Consider the following 16,852-nt stretch of genomic DNA (forward strand, 5'->3'; position numbering starts at 1 on the left):
AACAGTATTAAACCATAGTCGCCACCCGGTTGCTACACCTGAGCGGCTTTTTCCTCATCCAGAAGCGCCAGCAAAACCTCCAGGGCGCGGACCTGGGTCTGATGGCGAACCGCCGCACGATCACCGGCAAAGACCTGCCGTTCGGTGCGCAGCTTTTCCCCGTCCACCCAAGCCAGCCAGACGGTGCCCACCGGTTTGCCCGGCACCGCGCCCCCGGGTCCGGCGATGCCACTGACGGCCACGGCGAAGCGGGCATTGGCGCGCCGTTGGGCGCCACGGGCCATGGCCGTCACTACCTCTTCGCTGACGGCACCGACCTGCTGGAACAGCGCGACCGGGACATCGAGTTGCGCCGTCTTCTGGCGATTGGAATAGGTCACGAAACCGGCCTCGAACCAGGCGGAGCTGCCCGCGATACGGGTGATCGCCTCGGCGATGCCGCCACCGGTGCAGGATTCGGCAGTGGCAACCTGGGCACCGGTGGCCTGCAGGGCTTCGCCCAGGCGGGTGGCGAGACTGTCGATGGCGTCCATCGGGACCTCTCTGGCATAGGCAGACATTAAGAAGGTGACCACCCCAGGCGAAGGGCTGCGGCGACCACTGGTCGGCAGGCACCTTAGACCGGCTTGCCCACCAAGGGCAGAAAAGATTTACTGAAACCGGTTTCAGGCACCTACAAAATTCTAACAGCGGTACGCCATGAACGACTTCTTTGCCCCCGTCACGCGCACCTCGCGCGCCACCATTGCCGAAGTGGCCGCCGCTGCCGGCGTATCCAAGGCCAGCGTGTCCCGCTACATCGGCGGTGACCGCCGCCTGCTGTCGGACGCCCTCGCCACCCGTATCGAGGCGGCCGTGGCCGCCCTGAATTTCCAGCCCAACCAGATGGCGCGCGGTCTCAAGCGCGGACGCAGTCGGCTGATCGGCATGCTGGTGGCCGACATGCTCAACCCCTACTCCACCGCGGTGATGCATGGCGTGGAAACCGCCTGCCGCCAGCAGGGCTATTCGCTGCTGGTGTGCAACACCGACCAGGATGCCCAGCAGGAGCCCCAGCAACTCGCCGCCCTGCAGTCCTACAGCATCGAAGGCCTGATCGTGAACACCTTCGGCCAGCATGCGGCCGATCTCCGACAACTGGGCAGCCGGCTGCCATTGGTGCTGCTGGATCGTGAATTGCCAGGGGTCGACGCCGATCTGGTCGGGCTGGATAACTACCAGGCCATCGCCACCGGGGTCGGGCATCTGCAGCAGCAGGGCTATCGCGACCTGCTGCTGGTGAGCGAACCCCTCGACGGCACCAGTTCCCGCGTCCAGCGTTTGACCGCTTTCGAAGCCCTGTTGATCGACCATCCCAGTTGCCGGGGTATCCATTGCACCAGTGCCGGCGATCCCCAGGCACTGCAGACCGCGCTCGCCGACTTCATCGCCAGACCCGGTCCGGGCCCCAAGGCTGTGCTCACCGCCAACGGCGTGGCCACCCTGGCGACCACCCTGGCCCTGCAGGCCCTGGGCGAGCCCCTGTTCGAGCGCCTTGGCCTGCTCGCCCTGGACGATCTGGACTGGTTTCCCCTGGTCGGCGGCGGCATCAGCGCCCTGGCCCAGCCGACCCATGCCCTGGGCGTGGCGGCCTTCGAGCGCCTGCAACGGCGAATCGACGGTGATCGCAGCGCGCCGGTCCGGCAGACCTTCGCCGCGGAACTATGCGTCCGTCGGTCCACTCATGCGCGGACCTGAGGCACCTTTCGCCCTTTTGCCCGTCTTTTTATGAAACCGGTTTCAGGAGAACAACAATGCCACCGGAGATAGCCATCACCACCTCGGCCTTTGGCGCCGACGTGGTCCGCTCCCAGGGCCAGGCTGCCTGGCTCGACCTCATTGCCGCCGCCGGTGCCTCCCACGTGGAGATTCGCGCGGAGCTGTTCGACGGCGAACCCGATTTCGACGCCCTGCGCGACGCCATCGCGGCCGCCGGCCTGGGCTGCGTGTATTCCGTACCGCAGGAGCTCTGGCCTGCCGCCGGCGCGACTTTGTCGCCACGTCTGCCCAATGCCCTGGAAGAAGCCCGGCGCCTGGGCGCCGATACCCTCAAGGTCTCGCTCGGTCACTATCGACCTGCCGCTGACCTCACAGCCCTGGCTGCCTTGCTGGCAGGCGATGGTCCGCGGTTGCTGGTGGAAAACGACCAGACCGCGCAGGGTGGCCGTCTCGAGCCCCTGCGCGCCTTCATCCAGGCCGCGCGGGTCGCGCAACTGCCGGTGGGGCTGACCTTCGACGTCGGCAACTGGCGCTGGCAGGAGGAGGACCCGCTGCAGGCCGCCCGCCTGCTCGGCGCGGACGTGCGCTATCTGCACTGCAAGGCGGTCCGCCGTCGTGCCGGCGGGCTGCATGCCGTACCGCCGGAAGCCACCGACCTGCTGGCCTGGCAGGGCCTGATGGGGTACTTCCCCGCAGGCCTCCGACGAGCCATCGAGTTTCCCCTGATGGGTGCCGATCTGCTTGCCGAAGCCCGCCGCCAGGTGGCGACGCTGCGCACCTTCGATAGCCAGCAGCAGGAGGTACGCCGCCATGGCTGACGTCGACATCCTCGCCTTCGGCGAAACCATGGCCATGTTCGTGGCCGAAACCCCGGGCGACCTGGCCAGCGTCGGCCACTTCGGCAAGCGCATCGCTGGTGCCGACAACAACGTAGCCATCGGCCTGAGTCGGCTGGGCTTCAAGGTCGCCTGGCTGTCCCGGGTCGGCAACGACTCCTTCGGCCGCTTCGTGCGCGCCAGTCTCGAAGCCGAGGGGCTGGACTGCACCCGGCTCAAGGTCGACCCCAGGCACCCCACCGGTTTCCAGCTCAAGTCCCGCGTCGCCGACGGCAGTGATCCCGTGGTCGAGTATTTCCGCCGTGGCTCCGCGGCCAGCCATCTCAACATCGACGACGACTACGATGCCGGCCTGCTCGCCGCGCGCCATCTGCATGCCACCGGCATTCCGCCCGCGCTGTCGCCCAGCGTGAGGGCCTTCAGCCGGCACCTGCTGGAAGCCATGCGCGGTGCCGGGCGCAGCATCTCCTTCGATCCCAATCTGCGGCCCTCGCTGTGGGACAGCGAAGCCCAGATGCGCCGAGAACTCAACGAACTCGCCAGCCTGGCTGACTGGGTACTGCCCGGCCTGGCCGAGGGTCGCCTGCTGACCGGCTACGACACCCCCGCCGACATCGCTGCCTTCTACCTCGACCGCGGCGCCCAGGCGGTGGCCATCAAGCTCGGCCCCGAGGGTGCCTATTGGCGAACCGGTACTTCCGACGGTGAGGTAGCCGGTGTTGCCGTGGCCGAGGTGGTCGACACCGTCGGTGCCGGCGATGGCTTCGCCACCGGCTTCGTCAGCGCCATGCTCGACGGCCTGGACGTGGCTGCCGCCGTCGCCCGCGGCAACTGGATCGGCGCCCGTGCCGTCCAGGTGGTCGGCGACATGGAAGGCCTGCCTTATCGCCACGAACTCCCCTGATCCACTCCACACCCTGACAAGAACAATCAAGCAGGTGATCCCATGAACGCTTCCCCTCTCGCTCCGCGCCGCTGGTGGTATCTGATGCCGGTGGTCTTCATCACCTACAGTCTGGCCTACCTCGACCGGGCCAACTACGGCTTCGCCGCCGCCTCGGGCATGGCCGACGACCTGGGCATCACCCCGGCGATGTCATCGCTGCTGGGGGCGCTGTTCTTCCTCGGCTACTTCTTCTTCCAGGTGCCCGGCGCCATCTACGCCGAGAAGCGCAGCGTCAAGCGGCTGATCTTCTGGAGCCTGATCGCCTGGGGCGGCCTGGCCACCCTGACCGGCCTGGTGCCCAACGTCACCCTGCTGATCGCCATCCGCTTCCTCCTGGGCGTGGTGGAAGCCGCAGTGATGCCGGCGATGCTGGTCTATCTCTGCCACTGGTTCACCAAGCGGGAACGCTCGCGGGCCAACACCTTCCTGATCCTCGGCAATCCGGTGACCATCCTCTGGATGTCGGTGGTCTCGGGCTATCTGATCCATGCCCTGGACTGGCGCTGGATGTTCATCATCGAAGGCCTGCCGGCGGTGATCTGGGCCTTCATCTGGTGGCGCCTGGCCGCCGAGCGACCCAAGGACGCCAACTGGCTCGACCAAGCGGAAAAGGCGCGCCTGGAAGCGGCCCTGAAAGCCGAACAACAGGGCATGAAGCCGGTGAAGAACTACGCCGAAGCCTTCCGCTCGCCCAAGGTCATCCTGCTGTCGCTGCAGTATTTCTGCTGGAGCATCGGCGTCTACGGCTTCGTCATCTGGCTGCCGTCGATCCTGCGCCAGGGCGCCCACCTGGACATCGTCCAGGCCGGCTGGCTGTCGTCCCTGCCCTATCTCGCTGCCGTGCTGGCCATGGTCGGCGTCTCCTGGGCCTCGGATCGCCTGCAGAACCGCAAGCTGTTCGTCTGGCCGCCGCTGCTGATCGCTGGCCTGGCCTTCCTCGGCTCCTTCGCCCTGGGCAGTCAGCACTTCTGGTGGTCCTACGCCCTGCTGGTGGTCGCCGGGGCCTGCATGTACGCCCCCTATGGCCCCTTCTTCGCCATCGTCCCGGAGATCCTGCCCGGCAATGTCGCCGGTGGCGCCATGGCGCTGATCAACAGCATGGGCGCCCTGGGCTCCTTCGCCGGCTCCTACCTGGTGGGCTATCTCAATGGCGTCACCGGCGGTCCCGGCGCCTCCTTCGGTTTCATGGGCGGCTCCTTGCTGGTGGCGGTGGTCCTGACCCTGTTGCTGCGCCAGCAGCCGGTCACCCGTACCGCGGCGCTCAATCCCGCCACCAGTCATTAAGAGGAATGCCACGCGCATGAAAAAGAAGGTGATCCACTACAAGGCCCTGTCCCCGGCCCTCACCGCGCGCCTGGAGGAAGCCTGCGACCTGGAGTATGTCGATCTCAAGGCGCCGGGCGGCGAAGCCCGGCTGCGCGAGCGCCTGCCCGAGGCCCAGGGCCTGCTCGGCTCCAGCTTCAAGCTGACGCCGGAGTTGCTGGACCTGGCACCCAGGCTGGAGGCCATCGCCAGCGTCTCGGTTGGCTTCGACAGCTACGACCTGCCCTATCTGGAACGCCGCGGCATCCTGCTCTGCAACACCCCGGACGTACTCACCGAAAGCGTGGCCGATGCCGCCTTCGCCCTGTTGCTGGCCACGGCGCGGCGCATCGTCGAGCTGGCCGACTGGGTGCGCGCCGGCCAATGGCAGGCCAGCCTCGGCGAGGCGCACTTCGGTTGCGACGTCCACGGCAAGACCCTCGGCCTGGTGGGCATGGGGCGCATCGGCCAGGCCATCGCCCGCCGCGCCTACCTGGGCTTCGGCATGCAGGTCACCTACACCGCCCATGCCGCCAAGCCCGCGGTGGACGAACGCTACGGCGCCCGTTTCCTGCCCCTGCCGGAATTGCTGGCGGGCTGCGATTTCCTCTGCGTCACCGTGCCCCTGAGCGAGGAGACTCACCACCTGCTGGGCGCCGCCGAACTGGCCCAACTGCCGGCCCACGCCATCCTGGTCAATGTCTCACGTGGGCCGGTGATCGACGAGACCGCATTGATCGCGGCCCTGCAGGAAGGGCGCCTGCGCGGCGCCGGACTGGACGTCTTCGACCGCGAACCGGTGGCGCCAGACTCACCGTTGTTGCAGTTGTCCAACGTGGTACCTACGCCGCACCTGGGCTCGGCGACCCACGAGACCCGTGAGGCCATGGCCCGCTGCGCGGTGGACAATTTGCTCGCGGCGCTGTCCGGCCAACGTCCGGCCAATCTGGTGAATCCCGAGGCCTGGAAGAAGGGCGAGTGAGTCTTGGCCGTCATTTATGGTCAGACAAGTAACATCCCCCACGGAGAACGCCCATGACCGCCTTCGACGATCCCCAAGCCTTCGTCAACCGCGTGCGCGAACAGGCCGCCGCTGCCGAGCGCACCGGTGACATTCCGCGCCTGCTGCAACTGGTCGACGAACTGGCGAACGCTTTCGAGCGCCAGGCGCAGAGCACCGCGCGCGACAACGCCGACGTCGCGCGGGCGGTGGAAGAATACGAACGCCACGAAGGTACCTGAGCGACCCGCGCCTTTCATTTACCTCTCAGGTTACGCGCAGGATCAGCGTCCCGAGGTCTAGGATTCCGTGCCCATCTTCACCCCCACCCTGCTCGGCCGGCTGCTGCAGCTGGCCCCGCGGGACGCCCCCGCGCCCCTGCGTTACCTCGGCGCCGCCCTGCTGATCGGCATGGCAGCGGCCATCCGCCTGAGCCTGGACATCGACAGCCTGCCCTATCTGCTGTTCATTCCCTTCATCATGGCAGCGGCCTTCTGGTTCGGCCTGGGTCCCGGGGTGTTCGCCACCCTCTTCGCGGTACTGCTGGCGGAGACGCTGTTCGTCAAGGCACCCGCCTACTTCGCCCTGTTTTCCGAGCGCTGGGTGTCCCATGCGCTGTTCGTCTTCGTCAACGTCGTCATGGCGGTGGTGTGCGCCGCCCAGCGCCGTAGTCTCGAATCCCTCTACCGCTTCGCCGACAGTCTCGATGAGCAGGTTACCTTACGGACTCGCCAACGCGACCTCATCTGGCAGGCCAGCCCCGACCTGCTCTGCACGGCGACCCCGGAAGGCAGGCTGCTCGACCTCAACCCGGCCTGGACCGCCACCCTCGGCTGGACGGCAGAAGAGCTGCGCCGCGAGCCGTTCATGGCCTTCATCCATGTCGAAGACCGCGAGCGCACCGAGGTCGCCGTGAATGGCCTGCTGGCCGGCGAGCCCCTGTTCGGCTTCGAGAATCGCTATCGCCACCGCATGGGCGGCTATCGCTGGTTATCCTGGAACGCCGTCCTGCAGGACGGCCTCATCTATGCCACGGTGCGCGAGGTCACCGCCATTCGCGAGCAGCAACAGGCCCTGCAACAGGCCGAGGAACAGTTGCGCCAGAGCCAGAAGATGGAGGCCGTGGGCCAACTTACCGGTGGCATCGCCCATGACTTCAACAACCTCCTGACCGGCGTGATCGGTAGCCTCGACCTGCTGTCCCTGCGTCTCGACCAGGGGCGTTTCACCGATCTGCAGCGCTACGCCAGCTCGGCCAAGGGCGCGGCGGAACGCGCCGCCGCTCTCACCCAGCGCCTGCTGGCCTTTTCCCGCCGCCAGGCCCTCGAACCCACCGCCACCCACGCCAACGACCTGGTACTGGGCATGGAAGACCTCATCCGGCGCGCGGTGGGTTCACACACCCAGATCCATACCGAACTGGCCGCGGATCTGCACCTCACCCTGTGCGATCCGCATCAACTGGAAAACGCCCTGCTCAATCTGTGCATCAACGCGCGCGATGCCATGCCAGGCGGCGGCCTGCTACGCATCGTCACCGCCAACCGCCGGCTGAACGAGGCCCAGGCGACCACCCTGGAGTTGCCGGCCGGCGACTACGTGACCCTGGCAGTGCTCGATAACGGGTCGGGTATGCCGCCCGAGGTGCTGGCGCGCGCCTTCGATCCCTTCTTCACCACCAAGCCGGTCGGCATGGGCACGGGCCTCGGCCTGTCGATGATCTATGGCTTCGCCAAGCAATCGGGCGGATTGGCACAACTCGCTTCGGTACCCGACGTGGGGACCACAGTCACCCTGTATCTCCCCCGTCTCGTGGCAGCACCAGTTGAGTCGGTCGAAACGCCTCCTCCAGCGACACCCCATCGCGCCTCCGGCCTGACGGTACTGGTGGTGGACGATGAACCCATGGTGCGCATGCTGGTGGACGAAGCACTGCGCGAGCACCACATCCAGACCCTGGAGGCGACCGATGCCGCTACCGCGCTGAGGGTACTGGAATCCACGACGCCACTGGACCTGCTGATCGCCGATGTGGGCCTGCCCGGTGGCCTGAACGGCTGCCAGCTGGCTGCCCTGGCCAGAGCCCGGCGCCCGGCCCTAGATATCCTGCTGATCAGCGGCTATGCCGAGACGCAGCTGCCTGGTGAATCTGCCGCCCTGACGGGCATCGAGGTGCTGACCAAGCCCTTCACCCTCGAGCGCCTGCTGGCCCAGATCGACCTGCTGCTGAGCAGACGCGGCAACCGGCCGCCCCGGTGAAACCCGCCGACTGAACGATCCGGGGCCGACAAAAGCCGCGAGTTATTGGACAATACCCGGCTATCCACTAGGCAACCGGATCGACCTACCCGCATGAGCGACCTCTCCGCGCACACGCCCATGATGCAGCAGTAGTTTTATCTAGTCGCTGGAGGTCGCTCTGCTGCTGGCTTCGCTCCGAAATCTGTCTAATCCGGTTTCGCCGATTTGGGCGAGTTTGACCCAGTATTGGCGCGGTTTCCCGAGTTTCAATTAGACAGCTTTTCCGCTCCTCCGGCGTTCTGCCGACACCTAATCCCCTACCGCTTTCCCTGCAGCCAGCTGACCTGGCTGCGCAGCCGATCAGCGTCCATCTTCTCGTCGATGGCCATCGCCCTGGCCGTGGCCAGCTCCTGGCGAAGGTGCTCGCTCTCCTTCTGGCAGATGTCCACCGCCAGCAGCAGCTCGTGATACTTCACGTCGATCTCTTCCAGCGCAGGCGCCGGGGCCCCATCACCTCCGCCGGCCATCCACTTCTGCACGCTTAGCTGCTTGAACCCTCGGATGATACGGACCTCGGTCCATAGCTCGTCGCGCTCGGCCAGGATGGTCAGAAGGTTCTGGCGAAGGCGCCTCATCACTCCGCGCATGATCTCGATCTCTTCGATGTAGAGATCGCGCTCGTTCCTGATCATCTCCAGGCTGTCCGGGTCGAAGTCGTCATTCCCGAAGCTGCCGAACTCGTCTTGTTCCATGGCGAAACCTGATACCTGTTTTTTTATACAGTATTCAGGTTGAGATGGGCCCACAAGATTGACAGCGACGAACGGTGTTCACTGGCAACTGGCCACTGCTGCCACCAGCTCCCGCTCGTAGCCGATCCGCTGCCGGCGCTCAGCCAACAGCGCGCGGACCTTCACCTCCAGGCTGTCCCCCTTGCGCAGCCCCGCCGCGGCCCAGGCCGGTACCACCGGCGCCTCCACCCGGCACGGCACCGGTACAGGCACCTCTACGCGCACCACGCGCGGCTCCAGCTCGGCAACGGGCTGGGCGCCGCATCCCGCCAGCGCGACCACCATTCCAACGATGATCCACCTCATAGGCCCAACTCCTTGTCGATGATGGCCGCGGCGGCTGCCGCCGGGTCGCCTCCGGTGCGTTCCTGCTGCAGGCGGTTGGCTGCCTGGTAGTCCTCGCCGGCTGCCTTGGCGGCCTGCTTCTGGAACGGCTCGGCGTCCTTGGCGCGCTTCTCGGCGGTCAGGCGGAGATCGGCTAGCGCCAGGTTCTGCTGCCCTACCTGCCCTTCCAGCGTGCTGCTAGTGGTGCGGCAGGACGCCAGGGTGCTGGCTGAGGACTCGACCTTGTCCTGCAGGTCCGTGACGATGGGCCGGTAGTGGCCGGCGGTGAGCCAGTAGGCAGTGCCGGCGCCGGCCAGCGCGCCCAGGGCGAGCAACACGACTGCGGCGACCGCGAGCACGGCCGTCCTGTACTGCTCGAACAGCGCGTTCACGCCAGCACCCCACCTGCACGCTGGTAGGCGGCCACCAGGGTCTCCAGTCGATGCTCCGGCTGGCCATAGCCGGCGCCAGGCAGGGACGCCCACAGGTTGCTCACCTTCCCCACCGCCAACTCGAAGCGGCCGGCGATGATGTCGGGCAGCGCCCGGCGCTCCTTAATCAGCTGGATGGCCCAGCGATCCTGGGCGACGGGGCCGAACGAGGTCAGGCGCAGCAGATCGCGATAGTGGGCCCAGTCCTTCAGCATGAACTGGTATCGGCCGGCGGCATTGCTCGTCAGGCCCTTGCTGTTGATGACCTTCGACTTGCGGCCATTAGCGAACGGGTGAGTCGAGTAGTCGGTGAAAATTTCGTCCTTGCCGTCAATGCCAGTCACAATCACGTCGTAGCCGTCGTCGCGGGTGGCCTTGCTGGTGGACGTCCCTTCCGAGCGCGCCAGCATGTCCAAGAAGGCGAGCACATTCCGGCCGCCAGCGGCAGCCTCATCAATTCGAGCCATGGTTTTCTCCGGGCACAAAAAAGCCCGCGCGGGGCGGGCTGGTGAACTACCGAATTTTCTTAGGTAGTTGGATCAGGTGGTGCTGGGCTCGGCCAGGGCTGGCAGCTCGGCCATGAAGGCATCCAGCGCCGGGATCTCTCGCTCGCCCGCCTTCACCTTGGCCAGCTCCTGGTAGGCGTAGGCCCAAACCAGAGATCGCCAGGCGCGGAACGCCTTGCCGTCGTCCTGGAACTTGGGAACGGCCGGCTCCTCGGCGTAGCTGATCGCCGTGGAGATAGAGTCATAGCCTCTAGCCCTGGCGGCGCCGTCCAGGTGCGCCTGAATCGCCGTCTCGAACGACGCCTGCAGCATCTCCTGGCTCACTGGCTCGGCGCTGAAGGCGGTGCCGTCGTACAGGTCGCCGATCTTCACGGTGTTCCGGCACAGCACCCACACCAGGCTCTCGTGGAATCTTCCCTTAGGGTTTTCAGTGGTTGTCTCGGCCACCCGGTCGTTCTCGATTCGCGCCCACATATCAGCACCACTCCACAAGAATCAAGCCTGGCGCACCCTGGCCACCGTTACGGGTTCCAGTGCTGCCATCGGGTGCAGACTCTGGGCCTATGCCGCCGCCAGCGCCGCCACAGCCGCGCGTGGTGGCGTTCTGACCGTTGGAGGAGTAGATGCCATTGGGGCCGCCGAAGCCGCCGCCATTCCCACCGATGTAGCGGGTCGTGTCGGTACCTCTAACGCCGCCCAGCCCCCCAGGGCCTGTACCCAGATTGATGTCGCCGCCGACGCCCACGCCGGAGTTTCCCGCCTGGCCGTACCCTAACGAGGTACCGCCAGTGGCGGAGCAGAACGAGCCGAACGAACTGGTTCCGCCATTACCACCCGCCCCACCGTCGCCCTGGTTCTTCACGCCGGCGGAGCCGCCCGCACCGATGGTGACAGCGATGCCCTGGCCAACCGTTGGGTTGTAGATGGTCTTGATCGCGATCCCACCTCCCCCACCACCGCCACCGGCATTCCCGGAGAGGGCGCCAGAGCCCCCAGCGCCACCACCAATGACCAAGACGCGTAGCATCTTGCAGCCCGTCGGAACCGTGAACGTGTCGTTGACAAGGTAGAGGGCCACGTTGCCTAGGGATCGCACGCCCAGGAACATCCTGTACAACTCTTCGAAGTTTAAGTTTACTTTGTCGAATGCAGTTTTGCCTGGGTCGCCACGATAAGTACCGTGGTCCGTGGTAGTGTCGATTATTTGCCGTGACATGCCTATTCCTCTGAGAAACAGAAAAAGCTACGCGCCATAAATGAGGGGAAATTGCAGTGAATTTGGCCGAGCCTGTTAAATAGTTTCCAGAGAGGCAAAGACCTGAGATTTATCTGCCGCGCGGTGACCAATAGAAAGCGAGCAACTGTTGTAACTCGTAACTCCGTTTACAACAGTTCGATATATCCCGCGCATGAAGTGACTAGCCAGGAAATAGAAACCAGTTGATGGCCAATTGGCGTTGAAGTGGTAGTAGTAGTTCTGTCCTACCCGTCCGCTCCCCACATAGCTCCAAGCCTGCGTGCCGCCGTAAAAACGAAAGAACTTGTACCCTGTATCGGCAAGCACTCGGCTGCTGGCATCCAGCACACGTAATCCCCAGCCGGCCCTTGCTGGCGGAAACGTTCCCGTAGCGATGTAGCGGCCCGAACGCGAAATCGCCGTTAGGTCGTAGGTGTTCCAGTTGAAGGTGAAGCCGGTCCAGTTTCCGGCCGATCCGGTATGCCTGAAATAGCTCAGGTAACCCGCGCCATCCAGATTGATCCATACCAGGGGCGGCTGACTGGTGGCGATGGGGGCGGGATAGGTGACGGAGCCGGAGGAGTCGACGATCCCCGTGGCCATGACATGGCACAGGCTATTGGTGTCATCGATGATCGTCTGGTCCTGGTCGCCGGTGAACAGGGCACCGAAGCTCATTTGAACCTCACTCGCTGAACGATTAGCACAGAGCTGGCACTACCGGCGTCGAATACCAGGCTGGTTCCGCTAAAGGTGTAGAACGGCACCCCGTTGTTCGAGGGGGTCTTCTCGTAGACGAAAACCATCTCCTTAGACGCATCGAAGCCGGCGCCCAGGTCATAGGTAGCCCCTGGGCCCGACACGGTGATCTCTGCGTAGCTCATGGTGCGTAGGGAGTTGGCGCCGCTATCGAAATAGACGGTGCCGCCTGCATCGCGAAGTTGAAGGCCGAAACTCATGCGCTCAGGTCTCCTAGCTGAACCCGGACAACCCCGTTGCCATCCCAGATCTTGATGGCTTGGGCGGTCTGCTGCATGCGGCCGCCGGCGCCCGCGCTGTTCATCGAGAACCCGCTGGTTTTGCTCAGCGACCAGAGCGGCGCACCATTCGTCCCCACCGCGGTGGATTGGATGGTGTCCCCGATCTTGGCGTTGGTGATGGTGCCGTCGCCGATGATCGCCACGTTGATGATGGTCTGGCCGTTCTGGATCAGAAACGGCGTCGTAGTCGTGCTTCCATCGGTATTGAGCACGGCGAACCGGGTCGCCATCACCAGTAACTGGCTAGTGACGTCACCGCCTGAGTAGTCGACGCCCAGGGCTATCCCCGCCGCATACCGTTGCCCATTTGCGGTGATCTCGGTCTTGATCGAGTAGGACGAGGAAATCTTAGTGGCCAGGCCGCTGAGCGAGTTGCCTTGCTGCACTATCGCCTGCTGCGCAACCTGCACCGCCGCCGTGTTGTCGCCGACGACGGATGTCAGGGTGTCAGTTCTGCGCGCCTGCGCGAAATTGTCATCGGCGGCGACCGACTGCACCGTGATGGTACCGGCGTAGACGTTGACATCCCCGGCGCCCCAGTCAGTGTCACCAGCCCCATCAGGGGTGATGCTAGCCACCAGCCCGCTGACGCTTTCGGCCTGCGCTTTCACCCGCCCATCAAGGTCGCTGATGCTCTGGGTGTTCTTGTTGACCTGGGCAGCTACGGCGCCGGCCTGGGCAATGCCCGCGCCTGCGTCCAGCCAGTTCGTCCCGGGCGGCGTCTCGTTGCCGTCGGTATCGCTGTCCCAGGCATAGAGGCGGCCGTCGGTGTAGACCACCGTCTGGCCCTTCTTGTAGGTGGCGTCGGCTTTCCACACCAGCGGCACCAGGGTTTCGGCAGCGCTGATCGGCGTGAGCAGATCTTGGCTCAGCTGGGTCTTGGTGATCTTCCCAGTCATCCCTTCCAGGTAGGCCGAGACGTCATTGCTGGTGGCGGTGCTGACCTTCAGGAAGTCGCTCACGCCATAGGCGTTGCGGGTCCGGACGAAATAGAAATAGTTGGTGTAGAACGCCAAGCCTGTGTGGGTGAAGCTCAGGCCCTGGCCCAGGTACGACGCCTGGGCAGCCGAGGCCGTGCTGCTGGTGCTGAACCAGTACTCGTAGGTGCCGCCGTTGAGTCCGTGAGTCGGGTTGCTCGGCACCAGGGTGATCTGGTCCAGGGTGGCGTAGACGGCCACGGCCTCTGGGATCGGCGGGCCGTTGATGCTGACGGTGATCGACACCTCGCCGGAACGCGCCAGCGGGCCTATGGCGGCCACGCTCATGGTGTAGTTGCCCGACTGCAGGTCGTTGAAAGAGATCTGCAACGAGTCGGCGGCCAAGGTCTTGGATTGCACGGCCTTGGTGCCCTGGCGGACGGTGACCACGTAGCCCTGGACGCTACCCTGAGCCGGCGGCGCCCACGACAGAACGCCCTGACTGACCTCCGCCTGGTCAGCCGGCGTCCAGGTCAGGTTGGTCGGCGAGCCGATTCCGCCGGTGGGCAGGCTGATGAAGCCGATCGGGTTGTAGGGCTGACCGACGGCATCGCCGAACATCTCGGCATCGTACTGGGCGACGTTGACCGTGCAGCCGCCGGTGGCGGTCATGGTCCAGTCCTGGACGATGAACTCGCCATCGATATTCAGGCTGGGCAGATAAACGCGCACCACCCGCCCGGGGCGGCAGTTGTAGCCATTGAAGTTCAGCGGGATCGACAGCGAGCCCCCGGCCCGGCGCCGGCGCAGCTCCATGTTGGCCAGGCGCTGCATCTGGTAGGGATCGGTCACGTAGGTGGACGACAGGGACTCCGCAGCCTCACCGCCGTCCTCGGTAACCCACTCCTCGACGCGGACCTCAGGGTAGTCGGTATCGGCCCAGGCCTGGGCGGGATCGACGAAGGTGCCGCGGATGATGTTGATGGCCGAGTCGTTGCTGACCTCGGTGGATCCGCTCACGGTGCCAATCACCATGTCCTCGGTGACGGTGAAGTCGTAGGGGCCGTAATAGGCGCCGACCTGCAGCGACCACTTGCCGCCCACGCGGATCAGTTGCCCGCCGCAGGCCTGCTCCAGCTTCTGCAGGACCTGGGTGCGCTGCTCGTCCGCGCCGATGACGCACGAGGTGCGATAGCGGGCGCTCGACGATCCGTCGGCATTGCTCACCGACTCATCGCAGACGTTGGCGCCGTCGGCGAAGGTGGAGAAGATGATCTCGTCGTCCGGCACGTTGCAGCGGTTGCGCAGGAACCAGAGCAGGTGCAGCGCGGTGTTGGGGCTGTATCCAGTCACGCCATTGCGCGGGTCGTAGATGTCGGTCCGGCCGCGCACGATGAAGCGCACATCGGGGATGCCCGAGGGGAAGCGCTCGGCGCTGTAGCGCAGGGACAGGCGCACGTAGCTCAGACCGCGGCCGATCTGGCTGTTCTTCCAGTCCGGACAGTTGGCCAGCAGGAAGGCATTTGGCTGGGTGGGGTTGATCACCACCTCGTAGCTGACCTGATCGCCGAACGCGCCGATGTCCTCCTCACCCAGCAGGATCTGGTCGACACCGGCAATGGCGCCCTCGGCCAGCACGTAGACCAGGTGCAGCCACTCGCCATCGCCCTGGTCGCCCTTCTGCTCCTGGGCCCAAGCCAGAAGGCCGCCGGTGCTCACCCGGCCGAGCAGATAGCGGCACGCCGCCTTGGAGCTGCGGACGGTCTGGGCGGAGGGCTCCTGTTGCGCAACCTTATCGGTATTGAGCTTGGCTTGCTGGTTGGCCGAGTACAGGGCCAGGCCGGCGCCAATGGCAGCGCCCCAGGGGCCACCGCTCATGAAGCCTACGACGGCGCCGACAGCAACCTGGGCGACCTTGCTGACTCCCTGCCCCATTACTCGACTCTCCAGGCTGCCTGCGGCGTGCACTCGACACGCGCGACCCCGCCCTCACAGGCGGACCAGTATTCGTTTGCCCAGCGCACGGCCACGCTAAGGCCGTTCGGGCCCTGGTAGGTCACCAGGTCGCCGCGGTGGATGAAGGCCGGATTGATCCGGGTGAAGTAGGCGTCCAGCACGCCCTCGACACTGCCGTGGCGTTTGATGATGGCCTTCTTGGCGCCGCGCTCGGTCTTGTACTTGCCGCGGTAGGCTTCGGCCGGGTCGACGCCGCATACCGCCAGGGCGCAGTCGGCGGCGAAGGTGCAGCAGTCAAATTCGCCCCATGAAAAAGGCCGCTCGGAGGCGGCCTTGATCGTCTTGCTCAGCTGTAGAGCCCAGTCGGGATGTCGCATAGCGCTACTCGTAAGTGAAGCTGGGTGCGTCCTTGGCGGCGCCCCAGTACAGCGGCCAGCTGGCAAGCTGTGCCACGGCGAAGAAGAAGCGATCGCCATCATGGCGCGCTCTGTGGCTCTCGTCCGTCCAGCGCTCGGTGCCGGTGCGGCTCCACTCGGCCATGCGGTCGATCAGGGTGACGGTGATCTTGTTGCCGTCCTCACCGTTGCCGCCGTAGGCGATCTGCGCGGCGTCCATGCGGCCGGAGAACAGTACGTCGGCGGCGTAGTTGCCCGACTCGTCCATCACGATGAACAGCAGGCGCGCCGGGCGGCCGCGGCAGCCCTTGATGGTTGTCGAGCTGAGGATGGCCGTGTCCAGACCGTTGAGCGTGAGCTCAATGCTCATCGGCGAGCTGCTGTTGCTGCTCTCTTGGCTCTGCCCTACCTCGCCGAACTTGCCCACGCCCTGGTAGGTGATGCCGTCAACCACCAGGTCGCCCAGGCCGGTATGGGCGTAGACCATGCCGTCGACGAAGTCGAGCTGGGCGGCGTAGACCGCGCGGAAGTTGCCCCGCGCGATGATGTCCACCACCGCCTGGCTGAAGGGGAAGCTGGTCGCCATCAGAAGGCCTCGCGGAACTGCAGGCTCAGGCTGGCCACCATGGGCTGCACGCTGGAGCTGTTGGTGTTGTCGACCCGGCGCATCTCTGAATAGGGATTGCGGTATTCCACGACAGCACCGGCGGCCAGAGCCTTGCGAATCGGCTTGTTGACGGTGACCGTGGCCTTGCCAGCCGAGTCGCTGGTGACGTCCTGCACCACCTCGAACATCTCGCCGGCCACAGTCAGGTAATCGCCCTGGCTGAAGACCCTCTTGCTGGCGGTCATGCCCTGCAGCTGAAGGAACGTGGCGAAGGCGGGGCCGGCAGCAACCACCGGGGCGCCGATGTCATCGGTGCGTTGGCGATCCCAGGCCGGCACACGGACGGTGCCGGTCATGCCGCGCAGCCGGCCGAGCATGGCGGTCAGCAGCCGGTGGCGGTCACGAGTCAGCCCAGAGAACGAGAGCTGGCACTGCCAGTAGTCGCCTGGGTAGCCCACCACCTGCTGCGCATTGGACAGCGTCGAGGTGAAGGCGCGGTTGTTGTAGACGCAGCCGAAGGTCATCTCGTTAGGCACGAGATCGGCGGGCCAATCGATAGCCATGG

General features: G+C 65.5%; 20 protein-coding genes. 7 read left to right on the forward strand and 13 right to left on the reverse strand.

The window, feature by feature from the left end; translation table 11 throughout:
- Positions 1–32: 32 nt before the first annotated feature.
- Positions 33–533: a CinA family protein gene (locus tag RND78_RS02710; RefSeq protein WP_312725872.1), complete on the reverse strand. Its 501-nt coding sequence runs from the start codon at positions 531–533 to the stop codon at positions 33–35.
- Positions 534–699: 166 nt separating this feature from the next.
- Between RND78_RS02710 and RND78_RS02715 the strand changes: the two genes are divergently transcribed.
- From RND78_RS02715 to RND78_RS02745, 7 genes are all read left to right on the forward strand, one after another.
- Positions 700–1,737: a substrate-binding domain-containing protein gene (locus RND78_RS02715; protein WP_312725874.1), complete on the forward strand. Its 1,038-nt coding sequence runs from the start codon at positions 700–702 to the stop codon at positions 1,735–1,737.
- Positions 1,738–1,793: 56 nt separating this feature from the next.
- Positions 1,794–2,576, forward strand: a complete 783-nt coding sequence (locus tag RND78_RS02720) for a TIM barrel protein (RefSeq protein ID WP_312725876.1) — start codon at positions 1,794–1,796, stop codon at positions 2,574–2,576.
- On the forward strand, positions 2,569–3,498 hold the full coding sequence (locus RND78_RS02725; RefSeq protein ID WP_312725877.1) for a sugar kinase: 930 nt from the start codon (positions 2,569–2,571) through the stop codon (positions 3,496–3,498). Before RND78_RS02720 ends, RND78_RS02725 begins: the two co-directional genes overlap by 8 nt.
- 42 nt (positions 3,499–3,540) lie before the next feature.
- Positions 3,541–4,824 (forward strand): MFS transporter, encoded by a 1,284-nt coding sequence (locus tag RND78_RS02730; RefSeq protein WP_312725880.1) that lies wholly within the window; start codon positions 3,541–3,543, stop codon positions 4,822–4,824.
- A 16-nt stretch (positions 4,825–4,840) separates the two neighbouring features.
- Entirely contained in the window at positions 4,841–5,824 is a 984-nt protein-coding gene (locus tag RND78_RS02735; RefSeq protein ID WP_312725882.1) for a D-glycerate dehydrogenase, read from the forward strand.
- A 53-nt stretch (positions 5,825–5,877) separates the two neighbouring features.
- A complete protein-coding gene (locus tag RND78_RS02740; protein WP_312725883.1) occupies positions 5,878–6,084 on the forward strand; it encodes a hypothetical protein in 207 nt (68 codons plus the stop codon).
- A gap of 67 nt (positions 6,085–6,151) precedes the next feature.
- Positions 6,152–8,101, forward strand: a complete 1,950-nt coding sequence (locus RND78_RS02745) for an ATP-binding protein (protein WP_312725885.1) — start codon at positions 6,152–6,154, stop codon at positions 8,099–8,101.
- Between the two features lie 299 nt (positions 8,102–8,400).
- Here RND78_RS02745 and RND78_RS02750 read toward each other — a convergent pair whose 3' ends face one another.
- The 12 genes from RND78_RS02750 to RND78_RS02805 form a co-directional block, all read right to left on the reverse strand.
- Positions 8,401–8,835 (reverse strand): hypothetical protein, encoded by a 435-nt coding sequence (locus RND78_RS02750; protein WP_312725888.1) that lies wholly within the window; start codon positions 8,833–8,835, stop codon positions 8,401–8,403.
- A gap of 78 nt (positions 8,836–8,913) precedes the next feature.
- Positions 8,914–9,180 (reverse strand): hypothetical protein, encoded by a 267-nt coding sequence (locus tag RND78_RS02755; protein ID WP_312725889.1) that lies wholly within the window; start codon positions 9,178–9,180, stop codon positions 8,914–8,916.
- Entirely contained in the window at positions 9,177–9,590 is a 414-nt protein-coding gene (locus RND78_RS02760) for a hypothetical protein (RefSeq protein ID WP_312725891.1), read from the reverse strand. The genes RND78_RS02755 and RND78_RS02760 overlap by 4 nt, the downstream gene beginning before the upstream one ends.
- Positions 9,587–10,096 (reverse strand): glycoside hydrolase family 104 protein, encoded by a 510-nt coding sequence (locus RND78_RS02765; RefSeq protein WP_312725892.1) that lies wholly within the window; start codon positions 10,094–10,096, stop codon positions 9,587–9,589. The genes RND78_RS02760 and RND78_RS02765 overlap by 4 nt, the downstream gene beginning before the upstream one ends.
- Before the next feature lie 72 nt (positions 10,097–10,168).
- Entirely contained in the window at positions 10,169–10,609 is a 441-nt protein-coding gene (locus RND78_RS02770; protein ID WP_312725894.1) for a hypothetical protein, read from the reverse strand.
- 1 nt (position 10,610) lies between these two features.
- On the reverse strand, positions 10,611–11,351 hold the full coding sequence (locus RND78_RS02775; RefSeq protein WP_312725896.1) for a hypothetical protein: 741 nt from the start codon (positions 11,349–11,351) through the stop codon (positions 10,611–10,613).
- Positions 11,352–11,426: 75 nt separating this feature from the next.
- Positions 11,427–12,050, reverse strand: a complete 624-nt coding sequence (locus RND78_RS02780; RefSeq protein WP_312725898.1) for a hypothetical protein — start codon at positions 12,048–12,050, stop codon at positions 11,427–11,429.
- Complete coding sequence (locus tag RND78_RS02785) at positions 12,047–12,331, reverse strand: hypothetical protein (RefSeq protein WP_312725901.1); 285 nt, start codon at positions 12,329–12,331, stop codon at positions 12,047–12,049. The genes RND78_RS02780 and RND78_RS02785 overlap by 4 nt, the downstream gene beginning before the upstream one ends.
- Positions 12,328–15,264, reverse strand: a complete 2,937-nt coding sequence (locus RND78_RS02790; RefSeq protein WP_312725903.1) for a DUF1983 domain-containing protein — start codon at positions 15,262–15,264, stop codon at positions 12,328–12,330. The genes RND78_RS02785 and RND78_RS02790 overlap by 4 nt, the downstream gene beginning before the upstream one ends.
- Positions 15,264–15,662, reverse strand: coding sequence for a DUF6950 family protein (locus RND78_RS02795; RefSeq protein WP_312725905.1), 399 nt, complete (start codon positions 15,660–15,662; stop codon positions 15,264–15,266). The genes RND78_RS02790 and RND78_RS02795 overlap by 1 nt, the downstream gene beginning before the upstream one ends.
- Before the next feature lie 4 nt (positions 15,663–15,666).
- Positions 15,667–16,266: a hypothetical protein gene (locus RND78_RS02800; protein ID WP_312725907.1), complete on the reverse strand. Its 600-nt coding sequence runs from the start codon at positions 16,264–16,266 to the stop codon at positions 15,667–15,669.
- Positions 16,266–16,850 carry a hypothetical protein gene (locus RND78_RS02805; RefSeq protein WP_312725909.1) on the reverse strand — a complete coding sequence of 195 codons (585 nt, stop codon included), beginning with the start codon at positions 16,848–16,850 and terminating at the stop codon, positions 16,266–16,268. The genes RND78_RS02800 and RND78_RS02805 overlap by 1 nt, the downstream gene beginning before the upstream one ends.
- Between the last annotated feature and the right edge of the window lie 2 nt (positions 16,851–16,852).

The organism is Pseudomonas oryzihabitans (assembly GCF_032027545.1).
Lineage (GTDB): Bacteria > Pseudomonadota > Gammaproteobacteria > Pseudomonadales > Pseudomonadaceae > Chryseomonas > Chryseomonas oryzihabitans_F.

Excerpts from the sequence above, each read along its gene's own strand:
- RND78_RS02710 (WP_312725872.1), bottom strand. The coding sequence starts at position 533 with ATGGACGCCATCGACAGTCTCGCCACCCGCCTGGGCGAAGCCCTGCAG.
- RND78_RS02715 (WP_312725874.1), top strand. The coding sequence starts at position 700 with ATGAACGACTTCTTTGCCCCCGTCACGCGCACCTCGCGCGCCACCATT.
- RND78_RS02720 (WP_312725876.1), top strand. The coding sequence starts at position 1,794 with ATGCCACCGGAGATAGCCATCACCACCTCGGCCTTTGGCGCCGACGTG.
- RND78_RS02725 (WP_312725877.1), top strand. The coding sequence starts at position 2,569 with ATGGCTGACGTCGACATCCTCGCCTTCGGCGAAACCATGGCCATGTTC.
- RND78_RS02730 (WP_312725880.1), top strand. The coding sequence starts at position 3,541 with ATGAACGCTTCCCCTCTCGCTCCGCGCCGCTGGTGGTATCTGATGCCG.
- RND78_RS02735 (WP_312725882.1), top strand. The coding sequence starts at position 4,841 with ATGAAAAAGAAGGTGATCCACTACAAGGCCCTGTCCCCGGCCCTCACC.
- RND78_RS02740 (WP_312725883.1), top strand. The coding sequence starts at position 5,878 with ATGACCGCCTTCGACGATCCCCAAGCCTTCGTCAACCGCGTGCGCGAA.
- RND78_RS02750 (WP_312725888.1), bottom strand. The coding sequence starts at position 8,835 with ATGGAACAAGACGAGTTCGGCAGCTTCGGGAATGACGACTTCGACCCG.
- RND78_RS02755 (WP_312725889.1), bottom strand. The coding sequence starts at position 9,180 with ATGAGGTGGATCATCGTTGGAATGGTGGTCGCGCTGGCGGGATGCGGC.
- RND78_RS02765 (WP_312725892.1), bottom strand. The coding sequence starts at position 10,096 with ATGGCTCGAATTGATGAGGCTGCCGCTGGCGGCCGGAATGTGCTCGCC.
- RND78_RS02770 (WP_312725894.1), bottom strand. The coding sequence starts at position 10,609 with ATGTGGGCGCGAATCGAGAACGACCGGGTGGCCGAGACAACCACTGAA.
- RND78_RS02775 (WP_312725896.1), bottom strand. The coding sequence starts at position 11,351 with ATGTCACGGCAAATAATCGACACTACCACGGACCACGGTACTTATCGT.
- RND78_RS02780 (WP_312725898.1), bottom strand. The coding sequence starts at position 12,050 with ATGAGCTTCGGTGCCCTGTTCACCGGCGACCAGGACCAGACGATCATC.
- RND78_RS02785 (WP_312725901.1), bottom strand. The coding sequence starts at position 12,331 with ATGAGTTTCGGCCTTCAACTTCGCGATGCAGGCGGCACCGTCTATTTC.
- RND78_RS02790 (WP_312725903.1), bottom strand. The coding sequence starts at position 15,264 with ATGGGGCAGGGAGTCAGCAAGGTCGCCCAGGTTGCTGTCGGCGCCGTC.
- RND78_RS02795 (WP_312725905.1), bottom strand. The coding sequence starts at position 15,662 with ATGCGACATCCCGACTGGGCTCTACAGCTGAGCAAGACGATCAAGGCC.
- RND78_RS02800 (WP_312725907.1), bottom strand. The coding sequence starts at position 16,266 with ATGGCGACCAGCTTCCCCTTCAGCCAGGCGGTGGTGGACATCATCGCG.
- RND78_RS02805 (WP_312725909.1), bottom strand. The coding sequence starts at position 16,850 with ATGGCTATCGATTGGCCCGCCGATCTCGTGCCTAACGAGATGACCTTC.